At 56.9% G+C, this 15948-nt stretch carries 14 protein-coding genes and 1 rRNA gene; 5 read left to right on the top strand and 10 right to left on the bottom strand.

Annotation, left to right across the window (positions count from 1 at the left end; genetic code table 11):
* Nucleotides 1-74: 74 nt before the first annotated feature.
* The 7 genes from PMI27_RS0229620 to PMI27_RS09390 all read right to left on the bottom strand — a co-directional run bounded on the left by PMI27_RS0229620 (nt 75) and on the right by PMI27_RS09390 (nt 8132).
* A 16S ribosomal RNA gene (locus tag PMI27_RS0229620) occupies nt 75-1613 on the bottom strand.
* Between the two features lie 544 nt (nt 1614-2157).
* Nucleotides 2158-2778 (bottom strand): protein-methionine-sulfoxide reductase heme-binding subunit MsrQ, encoded by a 621-nt coding sequence (gene msrQ / locus PMI27_RS09365; protein ID WP_008156799.1) that lies wholly within the window; start codon nt 2776-2778, stop codon nt 2158-2160.
* Nucleotides 2778-3791 carry a protein-methionine-sulfoxide reductase catalytic subunit MsrP gene (msrP, locus tag PMI27_RS09370; RefSeq protein WP_008156797.1) on the bottom strand — a complete coding sequence of 338 codons (1014 nt, stop codon included), beginning with the start codon at nt 3789-3791 and terminating at the stop codon, nt 2778-2780. The genes msrQ and msrP overlap by 1 nt, the downstream gene beginning before the upstream one ends.
* Nucleotides 3792-3849: 58 nt before the next feature.
* A complete protein-coding gene (gene pssA / locus PMI27_RS09375) occupies nt 3850-4704 on the bottom strand; it encodes a CDP-diacylglycerol--serine O-phosphatidyltransferase (protein ID WP_008156794.1) in 855 nt (284 codons plus the stop codon).
* 144 nt (nt 4705-4848) lie between these two features.
* Nucleotides 4849-5865 carry a ketol-acid reductoisomerase gene (gene ilvC, locus PMI27_RS09380; RefSeq protein WP_007948647.1) on the bottom strand — a complete coding sequence of 339 codons (1017 nt, stop codon included), beginning with the start codon at nt 5863-5865 and terminating at the stop codon, nt 4849-4851.
* Nucleotides 5866-5913: 48 nt separating this feature from the next.
* Nucleotides 5914-6405, bottom strand: coding sequence for an acetolactate synthase small subunit (ilvN, locus tag PMI27_RS09385; protein WP_003176102.1), 492 nt, complete (start codon nt 6403-6405; stop codon nt 5914-5916).
* A gap of 2 nt (nt 6406-6407) precedes the next feature.
* Complete coding sequence (locus PMI27_RS09390) at nt 6408-8132, bottom strand: acetolactate synthase 3 large subunit (protein ID WP_008156791.1); 1725 nt, start codon at nt 8130-8132, stop codon at nt 6408-6410.
* Nucleotides 8133-8532: 400 nt separating this feature from the next.
* On the opposite strand from PMI27_RS09390, the gene PMI27_RS09395 reads away from it, so the two are divergent.
* The gene (locus PMI27_RS09395) at nt 8533-8955 is read left to right on the top strand and encodes a DUF4124 domain-containing protein (protein ID WP_008156789.1); all 423 of its coding nucleotides are present in this window, start codon (nt 8533-8535) and stop codon (nt 8953-8955) included.
* A 107-nt stretch (nt 8956-9062) separates the two neighbouring features.
* On the opposite strand, the gene PMI27_RS09400 is transcribed toward PMI27_RS09395, so the two are convergent.
* Genes PMI27_RS09400 through mrcB form a run of 3 tightly spaced genes read right to left on the bottom strand, consistent with a single transcriptional unit; the run spans nt 9063 to nt 12473 of the window.
* On the bottom strand, nt 9063-9398 hold the full coding sequence (locus tag PMI27_RS09400) for a YqcC family protein (protein ID WP_008156787.1): 336 nt from the start codon (nt 9396-9398) through the stop codon (nt 9063-9065).
* Nucleotides 9398-10132, bottom strand: coding sequence for a tetratricopeptide repeat protein (locus PMI27_RS09405; protein ID WP_008156785.1), 735 nt, complete (start codon nt 10130-10132; stop codon nt 9398-9400). The genes PMI27_RS09400 and PMI27_RS09405 overlap by 1 nt, the downstream gene beginning before the upstream one ends.
* Before the next feature lie 16 nt (nt 10133-10148).
* On the bottom strand, nt 10149-12473 hold the full coding sequence (gene mrcB, locus PMI27_RS09410) for a penicillin-binding protein 1B (RefSeq protein ID WP_024164584.1): 2325 nt from the start codon (nt 12471-12473) through the stop codon (nt 10149-10151).
* Between the two features lie 118 nt (nt 12474-12591).
* Here mrcB and PMI27_RS09415 point away from each other — a divergent pair, with 118 nt between their 5' ends.
* The 4 genes from PMI27_RS09415 to PMI27_RS09430 all read left to right on the top strand — a co-directional run bounded on the left by PMI27_RS09415 (nt 12592) and on the right by PMI27_RS09430 (nt 15918).
* Nucleotides 12592-14148, top strand: coding sequence for a bifunctional aminoglycoside phosphotransferase/ATP-binding protein (locus PMI27_RS09415; protein WP_008153274.1), 1557 nt, complete (start codon nt 12592-12594; stop codon nt 14146-14148).
* A gap of 91 nt (nt 14149-14239) precedes the next feature.
* Nucleotides 14240-14584 carry a pentapeptide repeat-containing protein gene (locus tag PMI27_RS09420; protein WP_008015079.1) on the top strand — a complete coding sequence of 115 codons (345 nt, stop codon included), beginning with the start codon at nt 14240-14242 and terminating at the stop codon, nt 14582-14584.
* 245 nt (nt 14585-14829) lie between these two features.
* Nucleotides 14830-15102, top strand: coding sequence for a TfoX/Sxy family protein (locus tag PMI27_RS09425; RefSeq protein WP_003228231.1), 273 nt, complete (start codon nt 14830-14832; stop codon nt 15100-15102).
* Nucleotides 15103-15117: 15 nt separating this feature from the next.
* A complete protein-coding gene (locus PMI27_RS09430; RefSeq protein ID WP_008153276.1) occupies nt 15118-15918 on the top strand; it encodes a Crp/Fnr family transcriptional regulator in 801 nt (266 codons plus the stop codon).
* Nucleotides 15919-15948 lie beyond the last annotated feature (30 nt).

The following is a 15948-nucleotide window of genomic DNA, read 5'->3' as shown; positions in this document are numbered from 1 at the left end:
TGCTTCTTTTATCGTCTTCTTCAATGAATCAAGCAATTCGTGTGGGAGCTTATGGAGCAGCTGATGTCGTCGATTAAGGAGGTGATCCAGCCGCAGGTTCCCCTACGGCTACCTTGTTACGACTTCACCCCAGTCATGAATCACACCGTGGTAACCGTCCTCCCGAAGGTTAGACTAGCTACTTCTGGTGCAACCCACTCCCATGGTGTGACGGGCGGTGTGTACAAGGCCCGGGAACGTATTCACCGCGACATTCTGATTCGCGATTACTAGCGATTCCGACTTCACGCAGTCGAGTTGCAGACTGCGATCCGGACTACGATCGGTTTTCTGGGATTAGCTCCACCTCGCGGCTTGGCAACCCTCTGTACCGACCATTGTAGCACGTGTGTAGCCCAGGCCGTAAGGGCCATGATGACTTGACGTCATCCCCACCTTCCTCCGGTTTGTCACCGGCAGTCTCCTTAGAGTGCCCACCATTACGTGCTGGTAACTAAGGACAAGGGTTGCGCTCGTTACGGGACTTAACCCAACATCTCACGACACGAGCTGACGACAGCCATGCAGCACCTGTCTCAATGCTCCCGAAGGCACCAATCCATCTCTGGAAAGTTCATTGGATGTCAAGGCCTGGTAAGGTTCTTCGCGTTGCTTCGAATTAAACCACATGCTCCACCGCTTGTGCGGGCCCCCGTCAATTCATTTGAGTTTTAACCTTGCGGCCGTACTCCCCAGGCGGTCAACTTAATGCGTTAGCTGCGCCACTAAGAGCTCAAGGCTCCCAACGGCTAGTTGACATCGTTTACGGCGTGGACTACCAGGGTATCTAATCCTGTTTGCTCCCCACGCTTTCGCACCTCAGTGTCAGTATCAGTCCAGGTGGTCGCCTTCGCCACTGGTGTTCCTTCCTATATCTACGCATTTCACCGCTACACAGGAAATTCCACCACCCTCTACCATACTCTAGCTTGTCAGTTTTGAATGCAGTTCCCAGGTTGAGCCCGGGGATTTCACATCCAACTTAACAAACCACCTACGCGCGCTTTACGCCCAGTAATTCCGATTAACGCTTGCACCCTCTGTATTACCGCGGCTGCTGGCACAGAGTTAGCCGGTGCTTATTCTGTCGGTAACGTCAAGACACCAACGTATTAGGTTAACGCCCTTCCTCCCAACTTAAAGTGCTTTACAATCCGAAGACCTTCTTCACACACGCGGCATGGCTGGATCAGGCTTTCGCCCATTGTCCAATATTCCCCACTGCTGCCTCCCGTAGGAGTCTGGACCGTGTCTCAGTTCCAGTGTGACTGATCATCCTCTCAGACCAGTTACGGATCGTCGCCTTGGTGAGCCATTACCTCACCAACTAGCTAATCCGACCTAGGCTCATCTGATAGCGCAAGGCCCGAAGGTCCCCTGCTTTCTCCCGTAGGACGTATGCGGTATTAGCGTCCGTTTCCGAGCGTTATCCCCCACTACCAGGCAGATTCCTAGGCATTACTCACCCGTCCGCCGCTCGCCACCAGGTACAAGTACCCGTGCTGCCGCTCGACTTGCATGTGTTAGGCCTGCCGCCAGCGTTCAATCTGAGCCATGATCAAACTCTTCAGTTCAAACATCTTTGGGTTTTTAAGAAACCCTAAACTTGGCTCAGCAATCGTTGGTTACATCTTTGATTTCTCGCGGAGTAACTTGTGATGCTGATAATCTTGTTGACTATCAGTCTGACTCCACAAGCACCCACACGAATTGCTTGATTCAGTTGTTAAAGAGCGGTTGGTTAAGATCTTTCGTCTCAACCGAGGCGCGCATTCTACAGCAGCCTCTGTTGCTGTCAAGCGGTTATTTTCTGAAGTTTTCAAAGTTTCCTTTGCAACTTCAACCACTTGCGCTTGCGATCTCTCGTTAGCGGGAGGCGAATTCTACAGCGTTACTCGCCGCTGTCAACACCTCTTTTGTTCCGCTTTCGACCGAGAAGATCGAATCGTCAATTAGGCAAAAACAGACCGCCTGATCAACTCCTTCTGGGCTTCGATGACCTGAAGTAACTCGCCGTCGAAAACTGCGTAACTCATTGTTTACCAAGGAGTTTTCCGTTTCGACTGCGCCGGAAGTGGGGCGAATTATAGACTTCCAGAATCTGCCGTCAACCCTTAATTAAGCTTTTCGTGCAGACGGTGTCTTTTTGGCTATTAATCGTGGGATTCGGCGGGTTACAGGGGGTAGTCGCAACACTAATAGCAATGCACCTATAGAAGCATAAACCGCCCACTCCTTAAGATCAGCGCGCACGATCCACAACATATGCAGCAATCCAAGCCCGAGAACCCCATAGGCAAGACGATGTAATTTCTTCCAGCCAGAACCCAAACGCCGCTGACTATAGCGATTTGAGGTCACCGCCAAGGCCAATAAACACAGAAACCCAAGCGTCCCGACAATAATGTACGGCCGTTTGCGCAACTCGACACCCAACTGCGACCAATCAAAGCCGAGGATGAACGCCGTATACCCACTCAAATGCAAAACCACATAAGCGAAGCACCACAACCCCAGTTGCCGCCGGACAGCAACCCACCCCGCCCAACCGGTAAGCTTCTGCACAGGTGTCATGCTTAACGTAATGAGCAGCAGGACAAGCGTCCCCAGCCCCAACCGGTCAACCAGTACCTTGCCCGGATCAGGCCCCAACACATCCTCCCAGGCCTGATACAACCAAAGCAGCGGCCAGATCGCAGCAGCTATAAAGACGCCAATTCGCCAAAACGGAAATCGCATCAGTAGTTCTTCCGCAAATCGAGCCCTGTATATAGAGAGGCGACTTCATCCGAGTAGCCATTGAACATCTGTGTGTCCCGCACATTGGGCTTGAACAGCCCGCTCGGCAAACGCCGCTCACGCGCCTGAGTCCAACGCGGATGATCGACTGTCGGATTCACGTTCGCATAGAAGCCGTACTCATCCGCAGCAATGCTCTGCCAGGTGGTTTTCGGCTGCTCACTCACCAAACTGATCCGCACGATGGATTTGATGCTCTTGAAGCCGTACTTCCACGGCACCACCAAACGCAGAGGCGCGCCGTTCTGATTGGGCAGCTCACGTCCGTACATACCCACGGCAAGAATCGCCAACGGATTCATCGCCTCATCCAGACGCAGCCCTTCCACATATGGCCAATCGATCAAGGCAAAACCGGAACGTTGCCCGGGCATGCTCTTGGAATCTTCCAGGGTTTCGAAGCGAATGAATTTGGCTTTGGAAGTCGGCTCGACTTCCTTGAGCAGGGCCGAGATGGGAAATCCGATCCAGGGAATGACCATCGACCAGGCCTCCACACAGCGAAGACGGTAGATGCGCTCCTCCAACTGATGAGGCTTCATGAAGTCTTCCAGTGCGTACCGTCCTGGTTTGCCCACCTCCCCGTCTATTACCACACTCCAAGGCTCGGTTTTCAGCGCGCCGGCATTGGCGGCAGGATCACCTTTGTCGGTGCCGAACTCATAGAAGTTGTTGTAATGGGTCGCGTCCTTGAATGGCGTGATCGCCTCATCCTTGACGTTAACCGCACCCCATCTAGTAGAAGGCAGTTTTTCGGCAAACCAGGAAGGTGCCTTGCCAGGCTCGACATCCGAATAACGCGCAGCATCCTCGGCACTGGCCCAACGCGGCAGACTGCTTACAGCCAAACCGGCAACGGCGGCACCGAGCACATTGCGACGAGATAGATAGAAAGATTCAGGCGTGACGTCCGACTCATGACAGTCAGACGCTTTGGGGACTTTGATCAGCATGGCAACTCCGCAGCATTGGAGAACAGATGCACCAATAGACTGCGGAGTATGAGGGAAGCTAAGCGTTTTTGTGCCGACGAAGACGTAACAGATATTGAACCGGGCCAGAGGCTGCATAAGCGAGGAAAACCAGCAGCAGAATGCGTGGTGGATCACTGAACACCACGGCAAACACCAACACCACGGCAAGAATCGCCACGAAAGGTACACGCCCTTTCAAGTCCAGCTCCTTGAAGCTGTTGTACTTGATGTTACTGACCATCAGCATGCCGGCGGCCGCGACCATCAGCGCAACCAGGAAGGACATCTTCGAGCCCTGGATGCCGTAATCACTGAACGCCCAGACAATGCCTGCAACCACACCAGCAGCAGCCGGACTGGCCAGACCAATGAAGTAGCGCTTGTCCGCAGTGCCGACCTGGGTATTGAAACGCGCCAGACGCAACGCTGCACCGGCTACATAAATGAAGGCAACCATCCAGCCGACCTTACCCATGTCGCCCAAGGCCCAACCGAATGCCAACAATGCTGGCGCAACACCAAAGGCGACCATGTCGGACAGCGAGTCGTACTCGGCACCGAAGGCGCTCTGGGTATTGGTCATACGGGCAACGCGACCATCGAGGCCGTCGAGCACCATTGCGACAAAAATCGCGATCGCTGCAAAAGCAAAATACTTGCTCGCACCAATCGAATCACCGGCACTCAAGGCGCTCTGGGCGCTCATCGAGTTGATGATGGAATAAAACCCTGCGAACAGATTCGCAGTGGTGAACAGATTCGGCAGAAGATAGATACCACGATGCCGGACTTTACGGCCTTCAGCGTCATGCCCTTCTTCGATGTGTTCATCGATGGGCAGCAGGCTTTCGGCGTCAGAAGCCTGGTTTGGCTCTTCGGGACGTTCGCTCATGGACATTACCTTGCAACGGGGTGGAAAGTTTGGACAGGTGTCTGGGACGACGGTTCGGCCGCAAACGATGCAGCTTTATACCAGAACCAGCCACCCAAACGAAAAAACGCGGCCTAGGCCGCGTTTTCCGTACAAGTGCGCGACTTAGTTTTTAGCTTTGTCGACGATCTTGTTGGCACCGATCCACGGCATCATGGAGCGCAGTTGCTCGCCGATGATTTCGATACCGTGAGCGGCGTTGTTACGACGCTTGGCGGTCATCGAAGGATAGCCGGTAGCGCCTTCGCTGATGAACATCTTGGCGTATTCGCCGTCCTGAATACGTTTCAGGGCGTTGCGCATGGCCTGACGGGATTCGGCGTTGATCACTTCCGGACCGGTCACGTACTCGCCGTATTCAGCGTTGTTGGAGATCGAGTAGTTCATGTTGGCGATACCGCCTTCGTACATGAGGTCAACGATCAGCTTCAGTTCGTGCAGGCATTCGAAGTAGGCCATTTCCGGCGCGTAGCCAGCTTCAACCAGGGTTTCGAAACCGGCTTTAACCAGTTCAACGGTACCGCCGCACAGAACGGCTTGTTCGCCGAACAGGTCGGTTTCAGTCTCGTCCTTGAAGGTGGTTTCGATGATGCCGGTACGACCGCCACCAACGCCAGCGGCGTAGGACAGTGCAACGTTTTTGGCGTTGCCGGAAGCATCCTGATAGATAGCGATCAGGTCAGGGATACCGCCGCCTTTGACGAACTCGGAACGCACGGTGTGGCCCGGAGCTTTCGGCGCGATCATGATCACGTCGAGGTCAGCGCGCGGAACAACCTGGTTGTAGTGGATCGCGAAGCCGTGGGAGAAGGCCAGGGTGGCGCCTTTCTTGATGTTCGGCTCGATTTCGTTCTTGTACAGAGCGGACTGGAACTCGTCCGGGGTCAGGATCATGACCAGGTCGGCAGCCGCAACAGCGGAAGCAACGTCGGTCACTTTCAGGCCGTGAGCTTCGGCTTTGGCAACAGTCGCCGAACCTTTACGCAGACCAACAGTAACGTCAACGCCGGAGTCTTTCAGGTTGCACGCTTGAGCGTGGCCCTGGGAACCGTAACCGATGATGGCAACTTTCTTGCCCTGGATGATCGACAGGTCGCAGTCTTTTTCGTAATAAACTTTCATGAAATTCCCCTACATATCCAGGCCGTTCAGGCCATTCGCTAATTTGGTTTAGATGCTGAGTACTTTGTCGCCGCGGGCAATACCGGTTACGCCGCTGCGGACGGTCTCCAGAATCGAGGCGGTGCCAATGGACTGAATGAAGCTGTCGAGCTTATCGCTGGTACCGGTCAATTGAACGGTATACACGCTAGCGCTGACGTCAACGATCTGCCCACGATAAATATCGGTAGTGCGTTTGATCTCGGCGCGCTGGGCGCCGGTAGCCTTGACCTTGACCAGCATCAGCTCGCGCTCGATGTGAGCACTCTCCGACAGGTCGACCAGTTTGACCACTTCGATCAACTTGTTCAGGTTCTTGGTGATCTGCTCGATAACTTCATCGTGGCCAACCGTGGTCAGCGTCAGACGCGACAGGGTCGGGTCTTCGGTAGGTGCCACGGTCAGGCTTTCGATGTTGTAGTTGCGCTGCGAGAACAGGCCGACTACACGAGACAGAGCACCCGGTTCGTTTTCCAGAAGCAAGGAAATAATGTGCCGCATGATTATGTACGCTCCGTCTTGCTCAGCCACATATCGCGCATGGAGCCGTCTTTGATCTGCATCGGGTAGACGTGCTCGCTGGTGTCGACCGAAACATCAATGATCACCAGACGATCTTTCATGGCAAACGCTTCTTCCATCTTCGCCTTCAAATCTTTCGATTCAGTGATGCGCATGCCGACGTGACCATAGGCCTCTGCCAGCTTGACGAAATCAGGCAGCGATTCCATGTAGGAATGCGAGTGACGGCTACCATAGCTCATGTCTTGCCACTGGCGAACCATACCCAAAACGCCGTTGTTCAGGATGACGATTTTGACCGGCAAGCCATATTGCAGACAGGTGGACAGTTCCTGAATGTTCATCTGGATACTGCCCTCGCCCGTCACGCAAACGACGTCGTCATCCGGGAAGCTCAGCTTGATGCCCATGGCCGCCGGAAAACCGAAGCCCATGGTGCCCAGGCCGCCGGAGTTGATCCAGCGGTTCGGCTTGTTGAACGTGTAGTACTGCGCCGCGAACATCTGGTGCTGGCCCACGTCGGAGGCGACAAAGGCATCGCCCTTGGTCACTTCGCACAAGGTTTCGATCACGGTCTGCGGCTTGATGACGCTGCCGTCGCCCTTGTCGTAAGGGAACAGGCCGCGATCACCGCGCCACTCATCAACTTGCTTCCACCAGCTGGCAACGGACTCCTTGTTCGGGGTTTCGCCGATTTCCTTGAGGATCGCGACCATCTCGGTCAGGACACTCTCGACCGGACCGACGATAGGCACGTCTGCCTTGATGGTCTTGGAAATCGAAGCCGGGTCGATGTCGATGTGAATGATCTTGGCGTTCGGGCAGAACTTCGCCGGGCCGTTGATCACGCGGTCATCGAAACGAGCGCCGACTGCAAGGATCACGTCGGCATGATGCATCGCCAGGTTAGCGGTGTAGCTGCCGTGCATGCCGAGCATGCCGATAAACTGACGGTCGGTGCCAGGGTAGGCACCCAGACCCATCAGGGTATTGGTCACTGGCAGGTTGAGCATCTTCGCCAGCTCGGTCAGCGGCGCGGAACCACCACCGAGAATCACGCCGCCGCCTGCATACATCACAGGACGCTTGGCCGCCAGGAGCATTTCTGCCGCCTTGCGGATTTGCCCGGAGTGACCGCGAACGGCCGGGCTATAGGAACGCAGCTTGGCTTTTTTCGGGAAGATGTATTCGAACTTCTCGGCCGGGTTGGTCATGTCTTTCGGGATATCGACAACGACCGGACCAGGACGACCGGATTGCGCGAGGTAGAACGCTTTCTTCATGACTTCCGGGATTTCCGACGCGTGCTTGATCATGAAGCTGTGCTTCACGATCGGCCGGGAGATACCGATCATGTCGGTTTCCTGGAACGCATCGGTGCCCACCATGGTGCTAGGCACCTGGCCGGAAATGACCACCATCGGAATGGAGTCCATGTAGGCCGTGGCAATACCGGTAATGGCGTTGGTTGCGCCCGGGCCGGAGGTCACCAGTACCACACCGGCTTTACCGGTGGCACGGGCATAGCCGTCAGCCATATGGGTCGCAGCCTGTTCGTGACGAACCAGGATGTGGGTCACTTCCGGTTCTTTGAACAGGGCATCGTAGACATGAAGAAGAGCACCACCCGGGTACCCGTAGATATATTTGACGCCTTCGTCACGCAAAAAGCGGACGAGCATCTCACCGCCAGATAAAAGCTCCACGTTGTTCACCTCTAAAACGCCAGAATACCGCCCACATAACAGAGGACGGGTCTTAATAGGTTTACTTCTCAGCAGAGCATGAGCGACGGTGGTCGCCGACTACGTCAGCACTGACTGAGCAAGTATTGGGATCGTCCCAAGTGTTGCGGGCCTTTCCCACCCAGCGCGAGGTAACGCGTTGCGGGTGTAACAGGTCGGCGCGGATGTGCGCCTCATGATCTGCTGAGCGGGCCTGCTTCTGGCAGTCCCTCTACAGCGGACTTTGGATTCTTCTGTTTCGTCCTCTCCAAGTCAAGTCGTCTATGTGCTTTATTGAACTAAGCACATGAGAAAGCAAGAAAAAACCGCTAAACAGCAACTGTGTTAGCTTCAATTGCGCAACCCAATACAAGGAAATGGCATGCGAACGTTTTTCCTGACCGTCAGCCTGTTGATTGGCATCAGCCCTCTGGGCATGGCCGCTCAGATCTACAAATGGGTCGACGCCCAGGGCGTTACCCACTTCGACGCCCAGCCGCCCCAAGGCCAGGAAGCCACCACCGTGGTCACGCCCTCCTCGCCTTCCAGCAACCAGCCCCCGCAGCCACGCAGCGGTGCCATTGGCGATCAACAGGCCATCGACAAAAAAGTGAAAAAGCAGGTCAGCGAGCAGCAAGCCCAGCTAAAGGAGTTCTGCGAACAGGCGCGGACGAACCTGGCTCAACTGCAGAACAATCCGCGAATACGGGAGGATGTCGAAGGCGAGATGCGTCGCCTGACCGACCAGCAGCGGCAGGAGCGCATCAGCGAAGCACAGAAACAGATTGCGGAAAACTGCCAGTAGACACCTGTAGGAGCAGAGCTTGCTCGCGATGAACGATGTCGCGGTGTATCTGTCACACCGCGGCGCCTGCAATCGCGAGCAAGCTCGGCTCCTACAACGGATCGGAGTTAGCGGGAGGCGGTGATCAGTAGATCAAACTCTTTGAGCAGCACCTGAAGTTGCCGATCCCTGCCTTGAACATTGCGGGCAGCGAAGACCATTTCGGCCATCTCCTGAATTCCCGAAGCGTTTGGCAAGGGCAGATCCTGTTCGAGGATCACCTTCATCCGCGGAAGGAAGATCCATTGCAGCCACTGCTCGAAATCCAGCGTATCGACCGAGAAGGGTTCGACACTGGAAAGCGCTTCGGCGGAGGGCGAGACCTCGTCCCACCAACCCTGAACCCGCAGCTCGCGCTCGATCAGCAGCAACTGTTCGGCAATCTTCGGAAAGCGCGCATCCATCACAGCGAAACCTTGGCCTTCTGACGGGCCAATGCTGCGCCAGCAGAATCACCCTGTTTCTCACGCGCCTGAGCGATCAATTCCCACAAGCTGGCCTGAAGTGCCGGACGACCATTGGCGAAGGTCAGGCCACGACGAGCAAACTGCTCGGCTTGTGGCGCATCGCCTTGAGCCATACGCACCTGAGCCAGACGATAAAGCACTTGCGGCTCACGCGGCGCAACTCGCTGGGCGCGCTCGAGACTGGAGGAAGCACCGTTGAGATCACCGCTCGCCTGTTGCTGCTGAGCGGTAGTCAGCAAGGCCAGAACCGGACCGTCCAATTGCTCGTCGGCAGACAAGCCACCGGAGCTCGCCGAAGGAATCCCGCTCGGCGTCGACGGCATGCTGTAACTGCCCTGATTGACCGGTGCCGACTGCACCGGCGCGGCATCCATCGGCCCCGGGGTAATCGGGCCTGGCGTGATCGGTGCAGTGCTGATCGGTGCCGACGTCACTGCGCCGCCACCTGGCACCATCACGACGACGCCGGTATCACCTTGTGGAATCGCCTGAGTCTGGGCTTGCGCAGGACGTTTAGTCGTCGTCTGACGGAAACCGCCATTCGCCGAAATCCGTTCACTGTTCGAAACGGCGCTACCGGAATCAACAACCGGAATCGACCCGCGTTGTACGGAGGAGCAACCGCTGAGCAAAGCCACGGCGGTAACCGCTGGAATCAACCACTTGTTCACTTGAAACCCTCTTTGCTTAATTCATCCAGCCCTTGACCCAATCCATCACCGTTTCGCCGGAAACAGGGCTTTCGCCACCGCAAGCAGCACCGGGAGGCGGTTCGCTGCCGCGAATATACGGCATCTGCACCGCACCTGGGCAGTTGGCATCAGAGCCTTGCCCAGTACGCGAATCGACCCAGGCCTGAACAATGTTGTCTGGCTGCGGCATGTCCAGCGGCAACGGATCGGCCTTGCGCATGAAACTGGTCCAGACCTGCAACGCTCCGGTGGCGCCGGTGAACGGCGTCTTGCCGTTGTCATCGCGCCCCAGCCAGACCACTGCCAGCAGGTCCTGACTGAAACCGGCAAACCAGCTGTCCCGCGAATCGTTACTGGTACCAGTCTTACCGGCCAGGGTCAGGGTTTTCGGCAACACGTTGTAAACCGAACTACCGGTACCTTCACGCATGACCCGCTGCATGGCGCTCTGAATCAGGTAAATGGAGGCCGGATCGAAACGCTGCTGAATCTGGAACGGATAACGCTTGAGCGGTTCGCCTTCAGCGGTCAATACGCTACGGATCCCGCGCATCGGCGTATTGAAACCACCGTTGGCCAGGGTCTGGTACATCGTCGCCACTTCTATCGGGGTCAGACCGCCAGCGCCCAGCAACATCGACGGGAACGCCGGGAATTCGCGACTCACACCAAGACGCGCCAGGGTCTTCAGGACATTCGGCACGCCCACCGCCAACCCGAGACGCGCGGTTGACAGGTTGTAGGAATGCGCCAGGCCCTGATACAGGAATACGGTGCCATGGGAACGGCGATCGTAGTTCTGCGGCTTCCAGACTTGACCGTCCGCGCCTTTGACCGAAAAGGAATCGTCCGACAGCCAACTGGTCAATGTGTACTGGCTTGGCTTCTCAAGGGCTGTCAGATAAACCGCCGGCTTGATCAAAGAGCCGATCGGTCGTACAGCATCCAGCGCACGGTTGAAGCCGGCAAAACTCGCCTGACGACTGCCGATCATGGCCTGGACTTCACCGGTTTCCGGGTTGGTCACGACCATGGCCGCTTCAACCTCATCGGAACCCTTGCGCCCGGAGAGTCTCTTGAAGGTGTCGTTGACCGACGCCTCGGCTTTCATCTGCAGGATCGGGTCGAAACTGGTGAAGATCCGCAGACCTTCTTCGGTCAAGTCTTCGTCGCGATAGTCTTCGCGCAGCTGACGCTTGACCAGGTCGAGGAAGCCGGGGAACGAGCTGTCCGCCAGCTTGCCACGAGTCGTCACACCCAGTGGCATTGTCTTCGCGGCAGCGACCTGCTCGGGGGTGGCAACACCTTGTTGCTCAAGTACATCGAGCACGAGATTGCGCCGCTCAAGCGCCCGTTCAGGGTTGCGACGCGGGTTGTAATAGGACGGCCCCTTGACCATGCCCACCAGCATTGCGACTTGATGCAGTTTCAGCTCGGACAACGGTTGCCCGAAGAAAAACTGGCTTGCCAAGCCGAAGCCATGCACTGCGCGCTGGCCATCCTGACCGACGAACACTTCATTGAGGTAAGCCTCAAGAATCTCTCGCTTGTCGTAATGCAGCTCAAGCAACATCGCCATCATGGCTTCGGTGAGTTTGCGGGTCAGGCTGCGTTCGCTGGTCAGGTAGAAATTCTTGACCAACTGTTGCGTCAGCGTACTGCCGCCCTGGGTCATCTTGCCGCCAGAGGTGTTGACGTAGACGGCGCGGGCAATCGACTTGGGCGACACGCCCCAATGGCTATAGAAATCCCGGTCTTCCACAGCGACCAGGGTTTCCAGCAGATAGGGCGGGACCTGATCGATCTTGATCAGAATGCGATCTTCGAGGTTTTTCGGGTAAATCCCGCCGATCAGCAGCGGCTCAAGGCGCACCACAGAAAGCTTCGAACCGTTGGTCGCCGAAAGCTCGGCCACATAGTCGCCGGAGAACCGCACGCGCACAGGCTGGGGTTTCTCCAGGCCTTCATAGAACTGGAAGCCACGGGTATTCAAGTCGACGGTGTTGCCACTGACCGCCGCCGCGCCGGGGCCATTGCTCACGGCTTCGCGTCGGTAGCCCAAGGCGTCGAGCTCGGTGAGGAAGTCTTCCTTGCTCAACTTTTGGCCGGTAAACAGCTCCAGCGGGCGCGCGTACACCTTGGCCGGAATGGTCCAGCGCTTGCCGGAGAACTTCTCCTGGACGATCGCGTCGAGGTAAACCGCGAACCCGGCCAGCACCACAAGGCCGACCAGACTGAGTTTAAGGGCCCAGCCCAGCCAGGGGCGCAGGCCCTTGGAAGGTGGTTTTTTTGGGGTGCGGGGGGATCGAGTACGAGTCATGGCGGCGGATTATACGCACTTTATTCATACTCAACAGAAGCCCTCCGAGGTTTGCGTCAGACGGACTTGCGGCCATAATGACGGCCGTGAATTTTCCCCAGACTCTGAAGGATCGCCTGTGAGCCAGTCCCTGATCGCTGCCCTGCAAAACCCGGCCCTCTACCCGCATCCCGTAGACGGGTTCCAGGTCATCGAAACCCATATTTCCTGGGTAATCCTCACCGGCCCCTTTGCTTATAAAGTGAAGAAGCCAGTGAATTTCGGCTTCCTGGATTTCACCAACCTCGACGCTCGCAAGCATTTTTGCGGGGAAGAGCTGCGTCTTAACCAGCGCCTGACCAACGATTTGTATCTCGAAGTGTTGCCAATCACCGGCAGCGCCGAAGCCCCACAACTGGGCGGCGAGGGTCCGGTCGTCGATTACGCACTGAAAATGCGCCAATTCCCACAGAGCGGGTTACTCAGCACCCTACAAGCCAATGGTGAATTGACCACTGCGCACATCGACGAGATGGCCGCGCAGATCGCCCAATTCCACCTCAGCGCACCGAAAGTGCCTGCCGAACACGAAGCCGGCACTCCGGATAGCGTGATGGCACCGGTACGCCAGAACTTCGAACAGATCCGCCCGTTCCTCAGCGACAAGGCTGATCTGCTGCAACTGGATGCACTGCAAGCCTGGGCCGAAAGCAGCTTCGAACGCCTCAAGCCACTGTTCGCCCAGCGCAAGGCCGAAGGTTTCATCCGCGAATGCCACGGTGACATCCACCTGGGCAACGCCACCGTGATCGACGGCAAGGTCGTGATCTTCGACTGCATCGAGTTCAACGAACCGTTCCGCTTCACCGACGTTTATGCCGACACCGGCTTCCTGGCGATGGACCTGGAAGACCGTGGCCTGAAGAGCCTGGCGCGCCGCTTCATCAGCCAGTACCTGGAATTGACCGGCGATTACCAGGGCCTTGAGTTGCTGAACTTCTATAAAGCCTACCGCGCACTGGTTCGCGCCAAGGTCAGCCTGTTCAGCATGCCGGCCGAGGCCGACCCGGTGCAGCGAGCCACCACCCTGCGTCAGTACCGCAATTACGCCAACCTGGCGGAAAGCTACAGCACCATTCCTTCGCGCTTCATGGCCATCACCCACGGTGTTTCTGCCGTCGGCAAGAGCCATGTGGCCCTGCGTCTGGTGGAAGCATTGGGCGCCATTCGCCTGCGTTCCGATGTAGAGCGCAAACGTCTGTTCGGCGCGCAAACCGTGCCAAACGACCCTCAGGCCGGCATCTATAGCGCTGACGCCAGTGCCGCCACTTACACCCGTCTGCATGAAATTGCCGCGGTGATCCTGCGTGCTGGCTTCCCCGTAGTGATCGATGCGACGTACCTCAAACGCGACCAGCGTGACGGCGCAGCGAAAATTGCCGAAGCCACCGGCGCGCCATTCCTGATCCTCGATTGCAATGCGCCGCAAGCGGTGATCGAGACTTGGCTGGCCCTGCGTCAGGCAGACAAAAAGGACCCGTCCGACGCCAACCTGGCGGTTATCGAAGCCCAGCAAGCCACTCGCGAGGCTCTGACGCCAGCAGAGATTCTGTGCAGCAAACGCGTTCAGACCAATGAAAGCGGAACCCTCGATACAGTCGTTGCGCAAATTCGCCAGCGCCTGCCGGGTCTGTAAGAAACTATTTCAGCCGTGAAGCCTTCGCCGGCTTCACGGCTGCCAAATAGTGGCACTATACTGGCGTCATAAAACCAACAGGTGATCTGACATGAGCCAGCCGAAACTTCTCGACACCCCGCTTTATGCTTTGCTGCACAAAGACGACATCACTGGCTTCAACAACGAGCGCCCAAAAGACGGACCTATCGACATGGTCGGTGGCGATTTCCGGGGGCTGGATCTGCGTGAACTGAATGCCGACGGCGTCGACTTTACCGATGCCTATTTCCGCTCCGCCGACTTGCGCGGCATCGATTTTCGCAACGCCTCCCTGGAAGGCGCGAGCCTTGCTCACGCACAGATCTCCGGCGCCTACTTCCCGCCAGAGCTGAGTGCTGACGAGATCCTGATGTCGATGAATTTCGGTACACGCCTGCGTTATCGCACCCGCTAAAAGCGACTTTTAACTGACCCGTTCGGCGCCCCCGCATTGCGCTGAACGCAGGGCATATTTTGCCCGGAACCCTGATTCCACCGCCCTCTCTTCCTACCGCGCTCGCGGACTCTCACGCCGCTTCGAGACTTCGCTTCTTAGAAGCTTTTGCGTCGAAACCGACCAAACAATCACGCTTTTCCTACTGATGGCTACACTCCTGAGAAGCTCGCCCACGCACCGTTCGGCCGTCGCAAGGAGGCTTGATGAATGATGAACTGCAGCACCTGAAGAATCTTGGCAAGACGTCGGCGCAGTGGCTGCATGCCGTGGGCATCCACAGCGCCTCGGACTTGCGTCGCCTGGGGGCGGTGGATGCTTATCGGGCCGTGCGCACGCGCGGGTTTCGGGCGTCCAAGGTGTTGTTGTATGCCATCGAAGGTGCCCTGATGGATGTGCACTGGAATGACATTCCCGCCGAGCGCAAGGACGCCTTGAACAAACAGCTGGAAGCTATCTCGTCACGTCACAAAAACTGAACGGGCGCAGCAGCCATGTACCTACTTGGGGAACAACCGGCTTACGCCGACGCGCTGATCAACCGACTGCAACATATTCCCGTCCGGCTGCTGGAAGGCTTGATGCCCTGCGGACCGCGCCTGGAATTTTCAGCCGTCGATGATCTGGCCGTCCTGTTACCCGGCAATCAACTCTTTGTGCTGGACAATGGCCTGCTGCATGGATTCATCGATGATCGGGCATTGTTCTACCTGCACGAGGGAGATCTGATCGGCTTGCGTCAGGGCACCGAGCTACCGCGTTGCCGCTTTCGCAGCGATAGCCCTTTGACACTGACGCCTTATCTGCGATCCGAGGTTTTTCAGCATATCTACGCCGACCCGGAGCGTTCGGAGTTGTTTCTTCAATACATGGCCGGTCAGTCCGCCCTGCTGTCCGACGCCGTCGCCCGTCTGAAACAACCCGAGTTTCGAAGCACCAATGGCTTTCAGCGCGTGGCCAGTGGCGAAGTGTTGATCCGTCAGGGCGATGAACCGGATCAGGTGTTCGTCATCATTGATGGCCACGCCGAGGCCTTTGTCGACGGGCACAAAGTCGGCGATATCCCCAAGGACGAGATTTTTGGCGCCATGGCGGTGTTCACTGGCGAGAAGCGTAACGCCAGCGTGATCACCAGCGAGCCCAGCACTGTCATGCTGATCCCCAAAGACCAGTTTCTCAGCCTGACCCAAAGCAATCCGAAGATCGCCCATGGCCTGATTGCGAGCATGGCCCGACATATCGACCTGCTGAACAAGCAGATCATTCTGATGAACTCGCTCAAGCGAACAGGCTGAAGCCCAATGATTAAGGGCGTTTCAAGCGAA

Source organism: Pseudomonas sp. GM41(2012) (assembly GCF_000282315.2).
GTDB lineage: Bacteria > Pseudomonadota > Gammaproteobacteria > Pseudomonadales > Pseudomonadaceae > Aquipseudomonas.
This window is presented reverse-complemented; position numbering and strand designations above follow the sequence as displayed.